We start from the raw sequence: 18,959 nt of genomic DNA on the forward strand, positions 1-18,959 counted from the left end.
AGAGGTTCGGACTGCACAGTGGCGGCACCGAACGGAGAAAGGACCCCGCTCATGACGACCGTGGACGACCGGCGTACGGCCTCGGCCGTGCCCGCCGTGGCCACGCGCCGCTCCCCCGCCGCCGCCGTGCTCGCCGTGCTGTGGGCCGGGGCGGCGGCCGTGTTCGTGCTGTGGTGGTCGGACACCGGCTCGGTCGTCGGAGCGGCCGGCTGGCTGACCGGGGCCGGGCGGATGGCCGGGCTGCTGTGCGGGTACGCCTGCGCGGTGCTCGTCGGCCTGATGGCCCGGGTGCCGCTGCTGGAGGTGCGGGTCGGCTCGGACCGGGTCGCCCGCTGGCATGCGACGGCCGGCCGGTACACGGTCTGTCTGCTGACCGCGCACATCGTGCTGATCCTCACCGGGTACGCGGCCCAGGACCACGCCTCGCTCGTCCACGAGGCGGTCGATGTCGTCCTCCACTACCCGGAGATGCTCAAGGCCACCGCCGGCACGCTGATCCTCTTCGCGGTCGGCGTCACCTCGGTGCGGGCGATGCGCCGCCGTACCCGTTACGAGTTCTGGTACTACGTCCATCTCCTCACCTACGCGGCCGTCTTCCTCGCCTTCGGCCACCAGCTGGCGCTGGGCAACGACTTCAACGGCAAGCCGGTCGCCACCGCCTTCTGGTACGCGCTGTATCTGGGGGTCGCGGCCCTGGTGGTGTGGTTCCGGGTGCTGGCGCCGGTGCGGCTCAATCTCCGGCACCGGCTGCGGGTGGAGTCCGTACGGCAGGAGGCGCCCGGCGTGTACTCGGTCGTGGTGCGGGGCCGGCGGATCGGTGAACTGGGCGCTCAGGCAGGGCAGTTCTTCCGCTGGCGGTTCTTCGGCGGCGACGGCATGGGCTGGACGTCGACTCCGTACTCGCTCTCGGCGCCGCCGCGCGGCGACCTGCTGCGGATCACCGTCAAGGCGCTCGGCGACCACAGCGCGGCCGTGTCGCTGCTGCGCCCCGGCACCCGCGTGTGGGCGGAGGGACCGTACGGTTCCCTCACCGCCGACCGGGCCATCGGTCACCGGTCCCTGCTGATCGCGGCGGGCGTCGGGGTCACCCCGCTGCGGGCGCTCTTCGAGACGCTGCCCGGCGAGGTCACGCTGCTCTACCGGGCGCGGACGGCCGAGGATCTGGCGCTGGGCGGCGAACTGGAGGCGATCGCGCGGTGGCGCGGGGCCCGGGTGCTCTATGCCCTCAACGGTCCGCACGGCGAACGCCCCGCCCTCACCGCGGAGTCGCTGCGGACTGCCTTCCCCGGCCTCGCCACGCACGACGTGTACATCTGCGGCCCGCACGGCTTCGCCCAGGAGCTGTACGGCGCGCTGCGCGCCGCCGGTGTGCCCGATCGCCGTATCCACCACGAGTCCTTCGAGCTGTGAGGCCCCTGCCGTGCACCCACTGAACAAGAACCGGCCCCTGCGGCGCATCACGCTGGCGAGCGCCGCCACCGTCTCCGGGATGGTGATGCTGCTGGCGCTGAAGCCGCACACCGCCCCGACCGTGGTCACCGACTCGGCGGCCCCCGCGCCGTCGTCCAGCGCGAGCGCCGCATCCGGCGGGTCGGGCAGCGGTACCGGTACCGGTACCAAGACCGTCACCGGGGACACCGCGCAGACCCGTTGGGGCCCCGTCCAGGTGCGGGTGACCGTCAGGAGCGGGAAGATCACCGACGTCACGGCGCTCCAGTACCCACAGGACAACCCCCGGGACCAGCAGATCAACAGCTACGCCCTGCCGCAGCTGCGCAGCGAGGCGCTGGCGGCACAGAGCGCCCAGATCGACACCGTCTCCGGGGCCACGTACACCAGCGAGGGCTACCAGCAGTCGCTCCAGTCCGCGCTGGACTCCGCGGGTCTCTGAACACTCAGGCAGTAAGGCACGTATCTGTGGGCCAAGGGTCAAGTCCCTACGGAGGAACCGTGACCACCACGCTCGCAGGCGGACGTGCCGCCCGCCGCCAGACGATGCGCCGCATCCGCCCGCGCCGCTCCCCGGCCGTACCGCTGCTGCTCGCCGTATGGGCGGGGGCGGTGGCCGTGCTGTGGCTGTGGTGGCACAACACCCCGTCCATCGCCGACCAGAACGGCAAGATCCTCAACGCCGGCCGGATCACCGGTCTGCTGGCCGGATACCTGATGGCACTCGTCGTGCTGCAGATGGCCCGGGTGCCGGCGCTGGAGCGGCGGGTCGGCTCCGACCGGGTCGCCCGCTGGCACGCGATGAGCGGCCGCTACACGCTCTGCCTGGTCTTCGCGCACGTCTTCCTCATCATGTGGGGCTATGCCCTGCAGGCCGGCAAGACGCTGAACGACATCGTCCAGCAGACCATCGACTCCGTGAACCAGCTTCCCGACATGGGCAAGGCGGCCATCGGCACCGGTCTGTTCGTGGTCATCGGCCTCACGTCGATCGGCCCGGTCCGGCGCAGGATGCCGTACGACACCTGGTACCACGTGCACCTGCTCACGTACGCGGCGGTGTTCCTGACGTTCTGGCACCAGATCACCACCGGCAACGACTTCGCCCTCACGCCGATGGCCAAGACCTTCTGGTACGGCCTGTACGGCGCTGTCACCGCGCTGGTCGTGTGGTACCGGATCTTCACCCCGATCCGGCTCAACCTGCGGCACCGGATGCGGGTCGAGGCGGTCATCGAGGAGACGCCGGGCATCGTGTCGGTGCTGATCGGCGGGCGCAAGCTGCACCGGATGGGCGCGGAGGCCGGGCAGTTCTTCCGCTGGCGCTTCATGGCTCCGGGGATGCGGTTCAGCTCGCACCCGTACTCGCTGTCGGCGGCGCCCCGCCCCGACATGCTGCGGATCACCGTCAAGGCGATCGGCGACCACAGCGCGCGGCTGCGCGAACTACGGCCCGGAACCAAGGTGTGGGCCGAAGGGCCGTACGGGGCGATGACCGCGTCCCGGCGCAGCCGCGGCAAGGTCCTGCTGGTGGCGGGCGGTGTCGGGATCACGCCCATGCGGGCGCTGTTCGAGACGCTGCCCGGAGCCGCCGGCGACCTGACCCTGCTCTACCGGGCCAACACCACGCAGGACCTGGCGCTCTGGGACGAACTCGCCAAGATCGCCAACGAGCGCGGGGCCCGGCTGATGTACGCGGTCAACAGCCCGGAGGGCGAACGGCCGGACATCTCCGCGGAGAACCTCCAGCGGAAGATCCCGGACATCGACAACCACGACGTCTTCATGTGCGGCCCGCCCGGGTTCGCGCAGGGCGTGTACGAAGCACTGCGCGGCGCGGGAGTTCCCGCCCGCCGCATCCATCACGAGTCGTTCGAGATGTGAGCGACGGGACCACACGGGAATCCAGGGAATCGGGAGTTCGTAAGCGATGAGGAAGAGTCACCCCATCAGGCGTGTGGTGCTGGCCACCGCGGCAACCGTGTCCGGTGTCGTGCTGCTGCTGTCGCTGAAGCCGTCGTCGGACCCGGCGTCCGCGGCGGCGGGCGCGGCCCCGTCGGCCGCGGCGGCGGGGCAGGAGTCGCCGCAGGGTGGCACCGGCGCCGCCGGCGCCACCACCGTCACCGGTGACGCGACCCAGACCCAGTACGGGGTCGTGCAGGTGCGGCTGACCGTCGCAGGCGGCAAGATCACCCAGGCCGAGGCGATCCAGGCGCCCAAGGGCGGCACCAGCGACCAGAAGACCGCGCTGTCGGTGCCGCAGCTGAACAAGGAGACGGTGGCGGCGCAGAGCGCGAACATCGACTCGGTCTCCGGCGCGACCTACACCAGCACCGGCTACAAGCAGTCCCTGCAGTCGGCGCTGGACAAGATGAAGGAGACGGCGGGCGCGACCGGCTCCTCGTCTGGTTCTTCGGGCTCCTCCGGCTCCGCCCAGGCACAGGCCAAGACGGTGACCGGGCAGGTCGCGCAGACCCAGTACGGGCCGGTCCAGGTCCGGATCACCGTGGCCGGCGGAAAGATCACCAAGGCGGAGGCCGTGCAGGCGCCCAGCGGCGGCACCAGCGACCAGAAGACCGCGCTGTCCGTACCGAAGCTCAACCAGGAGGCGGTGGCGGCCGGGAACGCGAACATCGACTCCGTCTCCGGGGCCACCTACACCAGCACCGGCTACAAGCAGTCCCTGCAGTCGGCGCTGGACCAGGCCGGTGGCTGAGGCGGTGGCCGACGCGGAGGCACCCGCCTCGGTACGTCACGCGGAGGAGGTCATGGGGACCGTCTTCTCCTTCGACGTCCGCGGCGGGGATCCGGACGCCGTACGGGCGGCCCTCGACGAGGCGGTCGCCGGGCTGCACCGGGTCGACGAGGTGTTCAGCACCTACCGCGAGAGCAGCCAGGTGTCCCGGCTGGCCCGGGAGGAGATCGGCCTCGCGGAGTGCGACCCCGAGGTGGCCGAGGTGCTGGACCTCGCGGCCGAGGCGGAACGGGTGAGCGACGGCTGGTTCAGCACGCGCTACCGGGGGCGCCTCGACCCCACCGGCATCGTCAAGGGCTGGTCCGTCGAGCGGGCGGCGCGGGCGCTGGCGCGGGTCGCCGGGGTGACCGGGGTGAGTGTGAACGGCGGGGGCGACGTCCAGATGTTCGGCGCGCCCGAGCCGACCCGGGCGTGGCGGGTGGGGATCGCCGATCCGTTGCGGCCGGGCGGGCTGGCGGCGGTGATCACAGCGGCGGGGGTGGACGAGCTGGCGGTGGCCACGTCCGGTACGGCGGAGCGGGGCGCCCATATCGTCGACCCGCGGACCGGGAAGTCGGCGGTGACGGACCTGGTGGCGGTGACGGTGGTGGGACCGCGGCTGACGTGGGCGGACTGCTGGGCCACGGCGGCGTTCGCGATGGGGTCGCGGGAGGGGCTGGCGTGGCTGGAGTCCCTGCCGGATGTCGAGGCTCTGCTGATCACGGCTGGTGACGAGGTGCGGTGCACCGGGGGGCTGGCCGCGCGTCTGGGCTGAGGTAGAGGGTGGGGACGCTTACCGGCGCTTGCAGGGTGCCGCCCGCGCCCACCCGTGCCGCCCAGCGGCACGACTGCCCGCGGCTGAGGAGAAACGGCGGGCGAAGCGGCCCCGTCAGGGGCGCGGGGAACTGCGCGACCAGCCCCCACCGGCCCGCACGCGGGCGACCACCGGCCCACAACCCTCAATGGCCGTTCTGAGCCAGCCTCAGCAGATGGTCGGCCAGGGCCTGACCCCCCGTCGGCTCACGACTGATGAGCAGCAGCGTGTCGTCCCCCGCGATCGTCCCCAGGATGTCGTGCAGCTCCGCCTGGTCGATCGCCGACGCGAGGAACTGCGCCGCCCCCGGCGGGGTCCGCAGGACGACCAGGTTCGCCGACGCCTCCGCGGAGATCAGGAGTTCCTGGGAGAGACGCCGCATCCGCTCCTCCTTCGCCGACCCTCCCAGCGGCGCACGAGGGGTACGGAAACCCCCCTCGCTCGGCACCGCGTAGATCAGTTCCCCGTCGGTGTTGCGGATCTTCACCGCGTTCAGCTCGTCGAGGTCCCGGGAGAGCGTCGCCTGGGTGACCGTCAGCCCGTCGTCGGCGAGCAGCTTCGCGAGCTGGCTCTGCGACCGCACCGGCTGCCGGTTGAGGATGTCCACGATCCGGCGGTGCCGGGCGGTCCGGGTCTGCGGTACCGCGGGCCCCGCCCCGCCCGACTGGTCGAACTCCTGCGCCTGGCTCATCGTCGTCTCATTCTCCGGATCGTCCGTCCCCGCTCGCTGCGTCGAGGATGCCGGGCAGGGCCCGCAGCAGCGCGTCCACCTCGTCGTCACGGAGGTTCAGCGGGGGCATCAGCCGAACGACGTCCGGGGCGGGCGCGTTCACCAGGAACCCGGCCTCCTGAGCCGCCTGCTGCACCTGTGCTGCCAGCGGCTCGGTGAGCACGATACCCAGGAGGAGACCCGCGCCCCGGACATAATCGATCAACCGGTGGCCGAGGCCCTCGATTCCGTCCCGCAACTTCTCGCTCTGCCGCTTGACGTTCTCCAGCAACCCCTCGTTCTCGATGGTGTCGAGGACGGCGAGCCCGGCGGCGCAGGCGACCGGGTTGCCGCCGAAGGTCGTGCCGTGGTGGCCCGGCTGGAGGAGTTCGGCGGCCCGGCCGAAGGCCACGGTCGCGCCGAGCGGCAGTCCGCCGCCGAGCTGCTTGGCGAGGGTGACGACATCGGGCAGCACGCCCTCGTGGGCCTGGTACTCGAACCAGGTGCCGGTCCGGCCGATGCCGGTCTGCACCTCGTCGAGGACGAGCAGCGCACCGGTGGCCGCGGTGATCGCACGGGCCGCCTTGAGATAGCCGGCCGGGGGTACGACCACGCCGTTCTCGCCCTGCACGGGCTCGATGACGACCAGGGCGGTGTCCTCGGTGACGGCGGCGGCCAGCGCCTGTGCGTCGCCGTAGGGCACGTGGGTGACGTCGGCCGGCAGCGGGCGGAACGGGTCCTGCTTGGCGGGCTGCCCGGTGAGCGCGAGGGCGCCCATCGTACGGCCGTGGAAGCCACCGTCGGTGGCGACCATGTGGGTGCGCCCGGTCAGCCGGCCGATCTTGAAGGCGGCCTCGTTGGCCTCGGCGCCGGAGTTGCAGAAGAAGACCCTGCCGTCCCGGCCGAAGAGCTGGAGCAGCCGTTCGGCGAGGGTGACGGTGGGCTCGGCCATGAAGAAGTTGGAGATGTGGCCGAGGGAGGCGATCTGCCGGCTCACGGCCTCGACGATCGCCGGGTGGGCGTGGCCGAGCGCGTTGGTGGCGATACCGCCGACGAAGTCGTAGTACTGCCGGTCCTCGGTGTCCCACACCTTGACGCCCTCGCCGCGTACCAGGGGCAGCCGCGGGGTGCCGTAGTTGTTCATGAGCGCGCCCTGCCACCGTGTGGTCAGCTCCTGGTTGCTCATGACCGTTCCCCTTGTCGCTCGTCGGGCACGACCATCGTGCCGATGCCTTCGTCCGTGAAGATCTCCAGCAGGATCGAGTGCTGGACCCGGCCGTCGATGACGCGGGCGGTGGTGACGCCGTTGCGTACGGCGTGCAGACAGCCCTCCATCTTCGGCACCATGCCGGAGCTCAGCTCCGGCAGCAGCTTCTCCAGTTGGGAAGCGGTGAGACGGCTGATCACCTCGTCGGAGTTCGGCCAGTCCTCGTAAAGGCCCTCGACGTCGGTGAGGACCATGAGGGTCTCGGCGCCCAGCGCCGCAGCGAGTGCCGCAGCCGCCGTATCAGCATTGACGTTGTAGACATGTCCGTCGTCCTCGGAGCGGGCGATGGAGGAGACGACCGGGATCCGGCCGTCGGCGAGCAGGGCCTCGATCGCGCCCGTGTCGATCGCGGTGATCTCGCCGACCCGGCCGATGTCGACGAGTTCGCCGTCGATCCGGGGCCGGTGCTTGGTGGCGGTGATGGTGTGGGCGTCCTCGCCGGTCAGCCCGACGGCCAGCGGGCCGTGCTGGTTGAGCAGTCCGACCAGTTCGCGCTGGACCTGGCCGGCGAGGACCATCCGTACGACGTCCATGGCGTCCTCGGTGGTGACCCGCAGTCCGGCCTTGAACTCGCTGACGATGCCGTGCCGGTCGAGTGCGGCGCTGATCTGCGGGCCGCCGCCGTGCACGACGACCGGCTTGAGGCCGGCGTGGTGCAGGAAGACGACGTCCTGGGCGAAGGCGGCCTTCAGCTCCTCGTCGATCATGGCGTTGCCGCCGAACTTGATGACGACGGTCCTGCCGTGGTGCCGGGTCAGCCAGGGCAGTGCCTCGATGAGGATCTGGGCCTTGGGCAGCGCGGTGTGCTTTCGCGTGGTGCTCATGACGAGTAGGCGCTGTTCTCGTGGACGTAGTCGGCAGTCAGGTCGTTGGTCCAGATGGTGGCGGTCTCGGAGCCGGCCGCGAGGTCGGCGACGATGTGCACCTCGCGGTAGCGCATGTCGACCTTGTCGCGGTCCTCGCCGACGCCGCCGTTCTTGCAGACCCAGACGCCGTTGATGGCGACGTTGAGCCGGTCCGGCTCGAAGGCGGCCTTGGTGGTGCCGATGGCGGAGAGCACGCGGCCCCAGTTGGGGTCCTCGCCGTGGATGGCGCACTTGAGGAGGTTGTTGCGGGCGATGGAGCGGCCCACCTCGACGGCGTCGTCCTCGGAAGCGGCGTTGACCACTTCCACCTTGATGTCCTTGCTGGCGCCCTCGGCGTCCCGGATCAGCTGCTGGCCGAGGTCGTCGCAGACGGCCCGTACGGCCTCGGCGAACTCCTCGTACTCCGGGGTGACCTCGGCGGCGCCGGAGGCGAGCAGCAGCACGGTGTCGTTGGTGGACATGCAGCCGTCGGAGTCGACGCGGTCGAAGGTCGTGCGGGTGGCGGCCCGGAGCGCCTTGTCCAGGACCTCGCTCTCGACGGCGGCGTCCGTGGTGAGCACGACCAGCATGGTGGCGAGGCCGGGCGCGAGCATCCCGGCGCCCTTCGCCATCCCGCCGACGGTCCACCCTCCCCCAGACTCCGTCCGGGGGGACCCCCAGGCCACGACGGACGTCTTGTGCACGGTGTCGGTGGTCTTGATGGCGATGGCCGCCTTCTCGCCGCCGTGCTCGCTCAGGGCGGCGGCCGCCGTCTCGACCCCCGGCAGCAGCTTGTCCATCGGGAGGAGCACCCCGATCAGACCGGTCGAGGCCACGGCGACCTCGATGGCGCCACGGCCCAGCACCTCGGCCACCTTCTCCGCCGTCGCGTGGGTATCCTGGAAGCCCTTGGGGCCCGTACAGGCGTTGGCGCCGCCGGAGTTGAGGACGACGGCCGAGACCTGGCCGCTCTTGAGGACCTGCTCGGACCACACGACGGGCGCGGCCTTCACACGGTTGGAGGTGAAGACGCCCGCGGCGGCACGGCGGGGCCCGTTGTTGACCACGAGGGCCAGGTCCGGGTTGCCGCTCTCCTTGATCCCGGCGGCGATGCCCGCGGCCGTGAATCCCTTCGCTGCCGTCACGCTCACGGCGCAACTCCGATCGTGGTCAGCCCCGTGGTCTCGTCGAGCCCCAGGGCGAGGTTCATGCTCTGGACGGCACCGCCGGCGGTGCCCTTGGTCAGGTTGTCGATGGCGCTGATCGCGATGATGCGGCCCACGGCGTCGTCGTACGCGACCTGCACCTGAACGGCGTTGGAACCGTAGACGGACGCCGTCGCGGGCCACCGGCCCTCGGGGAGGAGGTGGACGAAGGGCTCGTCGGCGTAGGCCTTCTCGTAGGCGGCCCGGACGGACTCGGCCGTCACCCCGCTCTTCGCCGCGGCGCTGCACGTGGCGAGGATGCCGCGGGGCATCGGCGCGAGGGTCGGCGTGAAGGAGACGGCGATCCGCTCCCCCGCCACCACGCTGAGGTTCTGGATCATCTCGGGGGTGTGCCGGTGGCCGCCGCCGACGCCGTACGGCGTCATGGAGCCCATGACCTCGCTGCCCAGCAGATGCGGCTTGGCCGCCTTGCCGGCGCCGGAGGTGCCGGACGCGGCGACGATCACCGCCTCGGGCCCGGCGATCCCGGCCGTGTACGCCGGGTACAGGGCGAGGGAGACGGCGGTGGGGTAGCAACCGGGTACCGCGATGCGCTTGGACCCCTCCAGCGCGGCGCGGGCACCCGGCAGTTCGGGGAGGCCGTAGGGCCAGGTGCCGGCGTGCGGGGAGCCGTAGAAGCGCTCCCAGTCGGCCGGGTCCTTCAGGCGGAAGTCGGCGCCCATGTCGACGACGAGGACGTCCGGGCCGAGCTGCTCGGCGACGGCGGCGGACTGGCCGTGCGGCAGGGCGAGGAAGACGACGTCGTGCCCGGCGAGGGCCTCGGCGGACGTCTCCGCCAGCACGCGGTCGGCCAGCGGCAGCAGATGCGGCTGGAGCGCGCCCAGGCGCTGCCCGGCGTTGGAGTTGCCGGTCAGGACACCGATCTCGACCTCGGGGTGCCCGAGGAGCAGCCGCAGGACCTCTCCGCCCGCATACCCGCTAGCTCCGGCAACCGCCGCACGTACCGCCATGTCCATCCTCCTCCGGATGGCATGACTATACGGTCCCATGCACTTTTATGCAACGGACTCCTCCGCCGCCGCGTCAGAGAGCGCACCGGCGGCATGGCGATGATGCCCACGAGGGGGCAAGGGAGAACGTCCTCCCCATGCCCTTCCGGTGTCCTCTTTGTGACAGGGAGTGCGAAGGACGGGGTCCGGCCCTGCCGCGCAGGTCCGGTCCGCCGGGACCGGTGGCCGTCCTTCGATGACAGGATGTCCGGCGGGAGTCGGCCGGCCGAGATCACGGGGTGCGAATGACGGACGCGATCCTGAGGGCGCTCGACGATGTGCCCTGGGAGCGACTGGAGTCCGGCCGTGCGGCCCATCCGGCCGAGGAGATGGGGCGCGCTCTGCGACGCCTGGTACGCAAGGGCGGAGCAGCGACGGAGGAGGACTGCCACCCCGTGTACGCATGCCTCGCGCTGGACCTCGGGCGGGTGACCTCCGCCTCGACCGCCGCACTGCCGTTCATCGTCGCCCTCGCCTGCGATCCGGGCACCGGCCCCCGGATCCCGCTCGTGGGGATGCTGGCGACCCTGTCCAGGACGGCGGCCTCGGCCGAACCGGGCCGGGTGGACCCGGAGTGGCACGAGGCGTGGCGGCGCCAGGGTCCCCGCTTGCGGCACCTGCTCGCGGACCCCGATCCCGTGGTGCGCAGGGAAGCGCTGCCCCTCGCGGACGGGGTCGCCGTGCTGCTGGAGCGCTGGACGGCCGAGACGGACCCGACCGTGCGGCTGCCCGTGCTGCTCGCGCTCGGCGCCGCCGCGGCGGCCGACGCCGGCACCGAGGCCGTGGACCGGGTGCACGCCGTGGTCCGGGAGGTCCTGCGGTCCGGTCCTGACGTCATGCGGGTCGCGGCCGTGCACGCCTGGGCCGCGTTCGACGCCCTGGCGCCGGTCCGGGAGCTGGACCTGCTGGTGGAGATCCTCTCCGACCCGACCGTGCGTCCCCGGTTCGAGGACATCTGGTACGAGCCGGACGTCGACCACGCCTTCAGCGCTGCGGACCTCGTCACCTGGACGGCCGCGCTGTTCAAGGACGTTCAGACCACCGCCCTCCGCTTTGTCGTCCGGCTCGTCGGTGCGGCGCGCCGGACGGGCGACGCACCGCTGTGCCGGGCCGCGCTGGACGAGGCCTGGCGGCTGCTGCTGGTCCGGCCGTCCACGGCGTCCGAACTACTGCCCCTCGCGGGTGGGCTGCTCGCGGACCCGGACGCCGGGGTGCGCTACCGGGCGGCCCACCTGCTCGCGGTCCTGGGAGCGCGGGCGGCCCCTTACGCGGACGGGCTGGTCGCGCTCCTGGACGACCCCGGCGAGGCCGAGTTCCTGGACGGCACCGTCGGCGAACACGCCCGCTGGGCGCTCACGCGCATCGGCGACCCTCGCGCCATGCCGGGGCTGGTCGAGCGGCTCCACGAGCCGTACCGGGGTCAGTACTCCCGCTCCTACACCATGGGGGACCCACGCCGTCCGGAGGTCGAGGAGGTGCTGACCCCGCTGCGGGCACACGCGGAGATCCTGCTGCCTCCGATCCGCGCACTGCTGCGTGAGGAAGGCGCGGACGGTCCGCTCACCGGCGCCTTCCTCAAGGCCCTGGCTGCCTGGGGACCGGCCGCGGCGCCCGCCCTTCCGGAGGTGGTGGCCCTTCTGGACGACGCCCGGCACTCGCTGAGCGCGCTCGACGCCCTGGTGGCGATGGGGCCGGCCGCAGCCTCCGCCGAGCCCGCCGTGCGCGGGTGCACGGTCCTCGACTTCCCCGCCAACCACCGAAGGGTGGCATGGGCCGCCTGGCGCCTCGGCGGCGACCGTGACACGGCGCTGCGGCTCATCGGCGAGGCGGTGCTGTCCGAGGACCGCCCGTACGACGTCGTCCGCCTCGGCGACTTCGGCCCGGCCGCCCTGCCGTATGCCGACCGGCTACGACAGGGCATGGACGGCTACGACACCTGGTACGAGATGTGGGCGGCGATCGCCCTGTGGTCGATCACGGGCGAGACGGAGCCGAGCCTGTCCGTCCTGGAGAAGTACGTCCTGCCCGTCGCCGACGGCGACGAGTCCTACGGCAGCTTCCTCATGGCGCTGCGTGCGATCGTCCGCATCGGGACGGTCTCACCGGTCGTGCGGGCCGCCCTGCGCACGGTGCGGGAGACCGACCGGCGGCTGTCGCCGTACCGGGACTACCGCGCGTTCCTGGAGGACGAGGAGATCCGGTCCGCGATCGACGAGACGCTCGCCCTGGCTACGCCGCCTCCACCTTCGGCAGCATGACCCAGCGTGACACCACGAAAGTCACCGGAATCGCCGCCGCCGACGCCATCAGCGGGGCGAACCGGCTGCCGGCGTGCAGGACGTCGACGATCACGTACACCCCCACCGTGGTGATCACGAAATTCGTCGCGTTGGTCAGCGGGAACAGCAGGAATTTACGCCAGGTGGGCCGTATTCGGTAAGTGAACTTCGCATTGAGAAAGAACGAACCGATCATGCTCAGCAGAAACGCGAGAATATGCGCGGCGAGGTACGGCAAATACATCAGGAACAGCAGGTAGAGGCCGTAGTAAGTCGCCGTGTTGATGACCCCGATCACCGCGAAGGTGATGATCTGGCCCGATATCGGGCGGGTGGGTCCGGTGGTCGACAGGGCGTTCGGCATCAGGGGATGAGGTCCTTCGTCGTGCCGCGGGTGCGGTCTTCCGTTCGGTGCACGTTCGTCGCCTTCACCAGGAAGTGCGGGCGCCCCTTGACCTCGTAGTAGATCCGGCCGGTGTACTCGCCGATGACCCCGAGCATGATCATCTGTACGCCGGCCAGGGCGGTGACGGCTGTAATGATGGTGACATAGCCCGGCGTCTGGACGCCGTTGATCATCGCTCCGCCCACGATCCACGCCGTGTACACGCCGGCCAGGGCCAGCAGGGTCATGCCGAGGTAGAGCGCGGCGCGCAGCGGGCGGTTGTTGAAGGAGAGCAGCCCGTCCAGGCCGTAGTTGAGCAGGCTGCGGAAGGACCAGGAGCTGGTGCCGTGCTCGCGCACCGCGTTCGCGTACTCGAAGGTGGTGCTGGGGAAGCCGACCCAGGCGAACAGGCCCTTGGAGAACCGGTTGTACTCGGTGAGGTCCACGATCGCGTCCACCACCCGGCGCGACATCAGCCGGAAGTCGCCCACGCCGTCGACGAGTTCGACGTCGACGAGCCGGTTGATCAGCCGGTAGTAGAGGCGGGCGGTGAGGGTGCGGGTGAAGCGGTCGCCCTGCCGGGTGCGCTTGGCGATGACCTGGTCGTAGCCCTCGCCGCGCAGTTCGACCATGCGCTTGATGAGCTCCGGCGGGTGCTGGAGGTCGGCGTCCATGACGATCACGGCGTCGCCGGTGGCGTGCTTCAGGCCGGCGAGCAGCGCCGACTCCTTGCCGAAGTTGCGGCTGAAGGAGACGTACCGGACGCGCGCGTCGCCGTCGGCGATCTGGCTGAGGAGGGGCAGCGTCCTGTCACGGCTGCCGTCGTCGACGTACACGAACTCCATGTCGTGACCGAGCGGCAGAAGCTCGTTGGCGATCTTCTGGACCTGCTCGTGGAAGCGCTCGATGACGTCTTCCTCGTTGTAACAGGGCGCGACGATCGATATCAGCATGGGTTTCTCCCCCTGGGGACGGGTCAGTGAGCGGTGGTCGTGCGCTCGCCGGAGCGGACGGCGGTTCTGCGGCGCAGGGCCGAGAAGACGCCGAGCAGGATCAGGGTCAGCAGCGAGACGCCGCCGACGGCCGTGCCCAGACGCAGGCCGGGCGGGTGGAACGTGCAGGTCAGACTGGTGGCGGAGGCGCCCAGCGGGACGGCGATGAGGCCGTGGAACTCGCCCGCCGCGACCTCGTCGCCCCCGGCGGAGCAGCGCCAGCCGGCGATCCGCGGGGCGGCCACGACGGCGGTTCCCGTGCTGCCGGCGGGGAGCCGGGCGTGCAGGGTGCCGTCGGAGACGGTCACCTCGGTCGCTCCCGTGGCTTTCAACTGCTGTACGGCGGAGCGCAGTTCGCCGGTGTCGAGGCAGCCGACCGCGCCCTGCGCCGGGACGCGGCTGAGCCGGTCGGGCTTCAGGTCGATCCGTACCTGCCCCGAGGCGGGTACCGTGCCGAGCGGCTGCATCGCGGCGATCTTCGTGCCCTCGGCGTCGGACCGGTAGAGCTGCTGCCGGCCGTCGCCCGCCAGCTGTGCCGTACCGGCGTAGTGCGGCGCCCACAGGAACGCCTCGCTGCCGGCCTGGCAGCGTGCGGTGAGCGTCTGCGCCCCGTCGACCAGGAGCCCGCGCGCCTCGTCGCCCTTGCGCTCACCGCTGAGGGTGGTGCGGGGCAGGGTGTAGACGCGGGTGCCGAGCAGCAGTTCCTGGTTGCGGTACGGCGAGGGGCCGAAGGAGGCCGGGGTGGTGCGCGGTGCGGCCGGTCGCACCGTCACCAGCGGCGGCACGTCCTCGCGGGTGACGGTCGACGGACCGCCGCCCTGGGGCAGCCACTTCTGGTGCGGGTCCGGCGGGTTGTGCACCCGGGCGCCCACCGAGAAGACCGCGTCGGTGACCGGGTTGTCGAGGCTCTGCAGGCTGCGGCCGCGCGAGGTCCAGCCGTCGCCCAGGGCGGTCATGGTGCGGCTGAGGACGTCGGCGGTGAGGCTGCTGTAGTACTGCGAGCCCTGGCCGCCGACCATCATCGGGTCGTTGGCGACGGTCTGGTCGCGGCCGGGCTCGGTGCGGTACTCCGGCCAGGCGTCGGCCTGGGCGACGGCGTCCGACTCCCGCTGCTGGCGGTCGCCCCAGGGCGCGTAGTCGTCCATCTGGGTGAGGCGCATGTGGGTGGCCACCGCGGAGGTGGCGGCGGCCTCGCCGAACTGGGCGCCGATCAGCAGCACGGCGGCGAGTCCGGCAAGGACCGGCCGGCCGTTCCTGAGACTCAGGAGGGCGAGTCCGCCGAGGGCGCCCGCGGCGGCGAGCACCACCACCGGCCAGGTGTGGTGGGAGTGCTGCTGGGTGAGGGTGCTGCGGCTGGCGACGGCGGCGACCAGGACCAGGAGCACGGCGGCCGCGCCCAGGGCACGCCGGTCCGGCAGTCCGTAGGCAAGGGCATGCCAAGCCGCTATGACCAGCAGGGCGCAGAGCACGAAGGCCTGGCGGTAGGAGCTGCCGTTCGGGGCGGCGAAGGCGTGCCAGGCCAGACTGGTCGGCGCCCACTGCAGCGACAGTGCCACGGCGAGCACCAGAACCGTCCAGCCCGCCCGCACCCGGACCGGGACCTTGCGGTGGAAGGGCAGGGCCAGGGCGAGCACCAGCGCGGTGATGCCCACGTAGAGGGCCGGGGAGCTGTAGCTGTAGGTGGTCGGCAGCAGCCGGGCGAGCAGGTCGTCGGCCCCGACCGGGGCGAAGTGGCCCTCGCGGCCCGGGTAGGCGTGCTTGGTGCCGGAGTAGACGACGATCACCAGCGGCGCGGCCAGGCCGACCCCCAGCCCGACGACGACCGCGGCCCGGCCGACCACCGCCAGAGCCCGCCGCCACGGCACCTCGGCGAGCACCAGCCGGAGCAGCAGCACCAGGGCGGCACCGAGGGTGGCCATGTAGGCCGTGTAGAAGTTGGCGATCCAGGCGAGCGCCACGATCAGCACACTGAGCAGCGGGCGCCGGCCGTTCATGGCCCACTCACCGACCAGGCAGAGCAGCGGCAGCGCGATCAGCCCGTCGAGCCACATCGGGTTGAACGAGGCGAGCGCGAGGCTCCAGCCGCACAGGGCGTAGGAGGCGCCCAGGATCCCGGCCGCCCACCAGCGGCCGCGGCGCAGGCTGAGCAGCAGCCAGGCCATGACGGCACCGGCGACCGCCGTCTTCAGGACGGTGATCACGTACACCGCGAGGTCGATCTCGTCGCGCGGGAACACCCCGACCAGCAGGGCGAACGGGCTGCTGACATAGGTGCCGATGTCCGGCAGGAAGCTGGAGCCGTAGCCGGACTGCCAGTTGAAGACGATCCCGCCGTCGGCCCTGCCGTGCAGCAGGTCCCACAGATGGGCGTGGAAGGGCACGTACTGGTTGCCGAGATCGTTGACGCTGCGGGTGCGGGAGCCGAAGGGGTAGCTGCGGGCCACGACGTCGGCCGCACAGAAGGCGACGGCGGTGAGGAGCGCCGCGAGCAGGGCGGCCGCCCAGCGCCGATCGGCGTCGGGCCGTCGCGCGGATTCGGTCTCCCGCTCTTCGCCCCCCGCCGGTTTCACCCCCTGTTCGCGCCCGGTCAGGGTCGTGCGATTCATTCTGTGCGGCCCCCAGAGAAAAACGGGGGCTGTTACTCCCCGCAGGTCGGTGTTTCGCCGACTTAGACGGGTAGAGGTTCCTGATGGTTGTGCCTCACCTATGAAGTAATAAGTCGAATTCCGAATCCGCGTGCGACCCAGGAAAGAATTCGCGACTTCAAAGGGAACTAAGGATTTCAGAAAGGTGTTCTTCTGGTTAACGCGCCTGTGAGAGGTCCGTGCCGGCGCGGCGGAGGGCCGCATCGCGCACCGCCTCCGAGGAGGTCTCGCGGCGGGCGCGTTCGATGGACTGACCCCAGTACGTCCCGGTGACGATCAGTGCGGCCCCCAGCACGGCGGGCGCGGTGAGGCGTTCGCCGCCGAGGCCGACGCCGACCAGGAGGGCCCACACCGGTTCGGTGCCCAGCAGCAGACTGGCGCGGGTCGCGGAGGTGCGCTGAACCGCCCAGGTCTGGGCGAGGAACGCGAGCAGGCCGCAGCACAGGGCGAGGTAGACCAGCTCGGCCCAGGTGGCGGCGCCGGTCCGGGCGAGCACCGGCAGTCCGGGCGCCGCGGGCACGAGGAAGAGGACCGCGCCGACGACGCTCTGCACGGCGGTCAGCTGGAACGGGCGCACGGCCCGGCCCGCGGTCAGCCGCCCGACCAGCACCACATGACCGGCCCGGACCACCGCGGCCCCGACCATCAGCAGGTCACCGGCGCCGGGGGCACGCAGCCCGTTGCCGGACACCAGCAGCCCGACGCCGGCGACGCACACCCCGACGGCGAGGAAGAACCTCCCCGGCAGCCGCCCGCGGTCCAGGACCGGGGTGAGGACGAGAGTCAGGCTGATGATCAGGCCCGCATTCCCGGCACTGGTGTGGGCGACACCGTAGGTCTCCAGGACGAGGACGGCGGCCTGGGTGAGGCCGAGGAGCGAGCCGTACCGCTTCTCCTCCCGGGTGAGGGAGCCGAAGCCGCGCAGTGCGACGAGGCAGACGAGGGCGCCGATGGCGTAGCGCAGGAAGAGGACGATCAGCACGGGGAGGGCGTCCGTGGCCGTCTTCGCCGTCAGGTAACTGGAGCCCCAGACGACGGCGAGAGCCAGGAGCACCCCATCGGTACGACGGGTGTGCGGCATGCCGTTCACGATCCCTGACCAGGACTTTGAAGTAAACGACGACTTGCTCAACCAACCCTGTAGCGAAGCTACACTCACGGCATGGACGAACGGCAGCTGCGCGTCCTGCGGGAGCTGGGCGAACTGGGCAGTGTCACGGCGGTCGCGGAGGCGCTGCGGGTGACGCCCTCGGCGATCTCGCAGCAGCTGCGCCTGCTCCAGCGGTCCGTCCCGGTGCCGCTCACCGAACGCGCCGGGCGCCGGCTGGTCCTCACGGCGGCCGGCCGGGCCCTGGCCGACGCGGCGATCGGGGTGGAGACGGCCCTGGCCCGGGCCCGCGGCACCATCGAGGAGTACGTCGACGAGCCCGAGGGCACGGTGTCGGTGGCGGCCTTCCACAGCGGGGCCGCCGCGTTCTATCCGCTGCTGCTACGGCGGCTGCGCGGCCCGGGTTCCCCGAGGATCGCCCTGCACGACGAGGACGTGGCCCAGGCCGACTTCCCGCCCCTGACCCGCACCTACGACCTGGTCCTCGCCCACCGTCTCGACCACGCCCCGCCCTGGCCGCGGACCGCCACGGCCACCCCGCTGCTGCGCGAACCCCTCGACATCGCCCTGCCGGTCGGCCACCCGCTGGCCGCGCGGACCGCCCTGACCGCGCGGGACGTGTCCGGCGAGCCCTGGATCACCGTGCACGACGGCTTTCCGCTGCTCGCGACCGTCGAGGCCATCGCCGCCGCGGCCGGGCACCGGCTCGACATCGTCCACCGCGTCAACGAGACCACGGTGGTCGCCGAGTTGGTCGCCGCGGGCGGCGGGATCGCCCTGATGCCCCGCTGGACCTCCCGCCCGCACCCGGGCGTCACCCTCAGACCCCTCGACGGCATCGAGGCCCACCGCCACATCGACGCCCTCCACCGCCCCGAGCGCACGGCCCGCAGAGCGGTGCGGACCGTGCTCCGCGAGCTGCGGGCCGCGGCGGAGACCATCCGCGTCCGGGACTGATCGCGGCAGCGGCTTGACCTGGAGCACGCTCCAACTCCTAGCGTTCTCCCCATGGACGCACGAGCTGACACGAGCGAGAGCACCACCCGTGACGAGCGTTTCGCCCGCGGTCTCGAGGTCATGAGCCAGGTCGACGGCGGGCTCCGGGAACGGGTCCTGGAGTCGCTGGCCGACATCAGCCCCGAACTGGGCCACCAGGTCGTCGCCTGGGGCTTCGGGGAGATCTACTCGCGGCCCGAACTGGTCCCCCGTGACCGGCAGTTGGTGACCCTGGGCATGCTCACCGCGCTGGGCGGCTGCGAGCCCCAGCTGGAGGTGCACATCAACTTCTCCCTCAACGCGGGACTCACTCCCCAGGAGATCGTCGAGGCGCTGCTGCACTCCGCCGGGTACTGCGGTTTCCCCAAGGCGCTCAACGCCACCCTGGTCGCCAAGAAGGTCTTCGCCGAGCGTGGGGGGGGGGCGGGCGGGGCCGCCGCCCCCCGCGGGGGGAGCAGGAGGCGTAGCGCCCGGGGGTGGACCTGGTTGGCGCGGTAGGTGTGGGTGAACCGGGGCGGGGC

17 protein-coding genes are annotated in these 18,959 nt (G+C 71.7%); 8 read left to right on the forward strand and 9 right to left on the reverse strand.

The window, feature by feature from the left end; genetic code table 11:
* The first annotated feature begins 51 nt into the window (after window positions 1-51).
* The 5 genes from ACFWXC_RS18125 to ACFWXC_RS18145 are packed head-to-tail and all read left to right on the forward strand — an operon-like array spanning window position 52 to window position 4,958.
* Window positions 52-1,410 (forward strand): ferric reductase-like transmembrane domain-containing protein, encoded by a 1,359-nt coding sequence (locus ACFWXC_RS18125; protein ID WP_384479756.1) that lies wholly within the window; start codon window positions 52-54, stop codon window positions 1,408-1,410.
* Window positions 1,411-1,420: 10 nt separating this feature from the next.
* Window positions 1,421-1,891 (forward strand): FMN-binding protein, encoded by a 471-nt coding sequence (locus tag ACFWXC_RS18130; protein WP_384479758.1) that lies wholly within the window; start codon window positions 1,421-1,423, stop codon window positions 1,889-1,891.
* A 59-nt stretch (window positions 1,892-1,950) separates the two neighbouring features.
* Window positions 1,951-3,333, forward strand: a complete 1,383-nt coding sequence (locus tag ACFWXC_RS18135; RefSeq protein ID WP_384479760.1) for a ferric reductase-like transmembrane domain-containing protein — start codon at window positions 1,951-1,953, stop codon at window positions 3,331-3,333.
* Between the two features lie 46 nt (window positions 3,334-3,379).
* Window positions 3,380-4,165 (forward strand): FMN-binding protein, encoded by a 786-nt coding sequence (locus tag ACFWXC_RS18140; RefSeq protein ID WP_384479762.1) that lies wholly within the window; start codon window positions 3,380-3,382, stop codon window positions 4,163-4,165.
* The gene (locus tag ACFWXC_RS18145; RefSeq protein ID WP_384479764.1) at window positions 4,158-4,958 is read left to right on the forward strand and encodes an FAD:protein FMN transferase; all 801 of its coding nucleotides are present in this window, start codon (window positions 4,158-4,160) and stop codon (window positions 4,956-4,958) included. The genes ACFWXC_RS18140 and ACFWXC_RS18145 overlap by 8 nt, the downstream gene beginning before the upstream one ends.
* 184 nt (window positions 4,959-5,142) lie before the next feature.
* Here the strand turns inward: ACFWXC_RS18145 and ACFWXC_RS18150 are convergent, their stop codons facing one another.
* The 5 genes from ACFWXC_RS18150 to argC are packed head-to-tail and all read right to left on the reverse strand — an operon-like array spanning window position 5,143 to window position 9,994.
* On the reverse strand, window positions 5,143-5,688 hold the full coding sequence (locus tag ACFWXC_RS18150; RefSeq protein ID WP_351735806.1) for an arginine repressor: 546 nt from the start codon (window positions 5,686-5,688) through the stop codon (window positions 5,143-5,145).
* A 7-nt stretch (window positions 5,689-5,695) separates the two neighbouring features.
* Window positions 5,696-6,892: an acetylornithine transaminase gene (locus ACFWXC_RS18155; protein ID WP_384479767.1), complete on the reverse strand. Its 1,197-nt coding sequence runs from the start codon at window positions 6,890-6,892 to the stop codon at window positions 5,696-5,698.
* Window positions 6,889-7,797 (reverse strand): acetylglutamate kinase, encoded by a 909-nt coding sequence (argB, locus tag ACFWXC_RS18160; RefSeq protein WP_384479769.1) that lies wholly within the window; start codon window positions 7,795-7,797, stop codon window positions 6,889-6,891. The genes ACFWXC_RS18155 and argB overlap by 4 nt, the downstream gene beginning before the upstream one ends.
* On the reverse strand, window positions 7,794-8,969 hold the full coding sequence (argJ, locus tag ACFWXC_RS18165; RefSeq protein ID WP_384479770.1) for a bifunctional glutamate N-acetyltransferase/amino-acid acetyltransferase ArgJ: 1,176 nt from the start codon (window positions 8,967-8,969) through the stop codon (window positions 7,794-7,796). The genes argB and argJ overlap by 4 nt, the downstream gene beginning before the upstream one ends.
* Window positions 8,966-9,994 carry an N-acetyl-gamma-glutamyl-phosphate reductase gene (gene argC, locus ACFWXC_RS18170; protein WP_384479772.1) on the reverse strand — a complete coding sequence of 343 codons (1,029 nt, stop codon included), beginning with the start codon at window positions 9,992-9,994 and terminating at the stop codon, window positions 8,966-8,968. The genes argJ and argC overlap by 4 nt, the downstream gene beginning before the upstream one ends.
* Before the next feature lie 284 nt (window positions 9,995-10,278).
* On the opposite strand from argC, the gene ACFWXC_RS18175 reads away from it, so the two are divergent.
* Window positions 10,279-12,291: a hypothetical protein gene (locus ACFWXC_RS18175; protein ID WP_384479774.1), complete on the forward strand. Its 2,013-nt coding sequence runs from the start codon at window positions 10,279-10,281 to the stop codon at window positions 12,289-12,291.
* On the opposite strand, the gene ACFWXC_RS18180 is transcribed toward ACFWXC_RS18175, so the two are convergent.
* The 4 genes from ACFWXC_RS18180 to ACFWXC_RS18195 form a co-directional block, all read right to left on the reverse strand.
* Window positions 12,263-12,676 (reverse strand): GtrA family protein, encoded by a 414-nt coding sequence (locus ACFWXC_RS18180; RefSeq protein WP_384479776.1) that lies wholly within the window; start codon window positions 12,674-12,676, stop codon window positions 12,263-12,265. The two genes, ACFWXC_RS18175 and ACFWXC_RS18180, sit on opposite strands and share 29 nt — an antisense overlap.
* Entirely contained in the window at window positions 12,676-13,650 is a 975-nt protein-coding gene (locus ACFWXC_RS18185) for a glycosyltransferase family 2 protein (RefSeq protein WP_384479777.1), read from the reverse strand. Before ACFWXC_RS18185 ends, ACFWXC_RS18180 begins: the two co-directional genes overlap by 1 nt.
* 23 nt (window positions 13,651-13,673) lie before the next feature.
* Window positions 13,674-16,295, reverse strand: a complete 2,622-nt coding sequence (locus tag ACFWXC_RS18190; protein ID WP_384479779.1) for a YfhO family protein — start codon at window positions 16,293-16,295, stop codon at window positions 13,674-13,676.
* A 196-nt stretch (window positions 16,296-16,491) separates the two neighbouring features.
* Window positions 16,492-17,415: a DMT family transporter gene (locus ACFWXC_RS18195; RefSeq protein WP_384479781.1), complete on the reverse strand. Its 924-nt coding sequence runs from the start codon at window positions 17,413-17,415 to the stop codon at window positions 16,492-16,494.
* A gap of 81 nt (window positions 17,416-17,496) precedes the next feature.
* Here ACFWXC_RS18195 and ACFWXC_RS18200 point away from each other — a divergent pair, with 81 nt between their 5' ends.
* Both ACFWXC_RS18200 and ACFWXC_RS18205 read left to right on the forward strand, forming a co-directional pair.
* Window positions 17,497-18,399, forward strand: coding sequence for a LysR family transcriptional regulator (locus ACFWXC_RS18200; RefSeq protein ID WP_384479782.1), 903 nt, complete (start codon window positions 17,497-17,499; stop codon window positions 18,397-18,399).
* A 51-nt stretch (window positions 18,400-18,450) separates the two neighbouring features.
* On the forward strand, window positions 18,451-18,936 hold the full coding sequence (locus tag ACFWXC_RS18205; protein WP_384479784.1) for a carboxymuconolactone decarboxylase family protein: 486 nt from the start codon (window positions 18,451-18,453) through the stop codon (window positions 18,934-18,936).
* The last annotated feature ends 23 nt before the right edge of the window (window positions 18,937-18,959 follow it).

The sequence above is a fragment of the Streptomyces sp. NPDC058683 genome, from assembly GCF_042716195.1.
Taxonomy (GTDB): domain Bacteria; phylum Actinomycetota; class Actinomycetes; order Streptomycetales; family Streptomycetaceae; genus Streptomyces.

Bases quoted from the DNA above. Each gene is read 5' to 3' on its own strand.
- argC (WP_384479772.1), bottom strand. From the start codon at position 9,994: ATGGCGGTACGTGCGGCGGTTGCCGGAGCTAGCGGGTATGCGGGCGGA.
- ACFWXC_RS18140 (WP_384479762.1), top strand. From the start codon at position 3,380: ATGAGGAAGAGTCACCCCATCAGGCGTGTGGTGCTGGCCACCGCGGCA.
- ACFWXC_RS18205 (WP_384479784.1), top strand. From the start codon at position 18,451: ATGGACGCACGAGCTGACACGAGCGAGAGCACCACCCGTGACGAGCGT.
- ACFWXC_RS18125 (WP_384479756.1), top strand. From the start codon at position 52: ATGACGACCGTGGACGACCGGCGTACGGCCTCGGCCGTGCCCGCCGTG.
- ACFWXC_RS18180 (WP_384479776.1), bottom strand. From the start codon at position 12,676: ATGCCGAACGCCCTGTCGACCACCGGACCCACCCGCCCGATATCGGGC.
- argB (WP_384479769.1), bottom strand. From the start codon at position 7,797: ATGAGCACCACGCGAAAGCACACCGCGCTGCCCAAGGCCCAGATCCTC.
- ACFWXC_RS18185 (WP_384479777.1), bottom strand. From the start codon at position 13,650: ATGCTGATATCGATCGTCGCGCCCTGTTACAACGAGGAAGACGTCATC.
- ACFWXC_RS18190 (WP_384479779.1), bottom strand. From the start codon at position 16,295: ATGAATCGCACGACCCTGACCGGGCGCGAACAGGGGGTGAAACCGGCG.
- ACFWXC_RS18175 (WP_384479774.1), top strand. From the start codon at position 10,279: ATGACGGACGCGATCCTGAGGGCGCTCGACGATGTGCCCTGGGAGCGA.
- ACFWXC_RS18200 (WP_384479782.1), top strand. From the start codon at position 17,497: ATGGACGAACGGCAGCTGCGCGTCCTGCGGGAGCTGGGCGAACTGGGC.
- ACFWXC_RS18155 (WP_384479767.1), bottom strand. From the start codon at position 6,892: ATGAGCAACCAGGAGCTGACCACACGGTGGCAGGGCGCGCTCATGAAC.
- ACFWXC_RS18150 (WP_351735806.1), bottom strand. From the start codon at position 5,688: ATGAGCCAGGCGCAGGAGTTCGACCAGTCGGGCGGGGCGGGGCCCGCG.
- ACFWXC_RS18195 (WP_384479781.1), bottom strand. From the start codon at position 17,415: ATGCCGCACACCCGTCGTACCGATGGGGTGCTCCTGGCTCTCGCCGTC.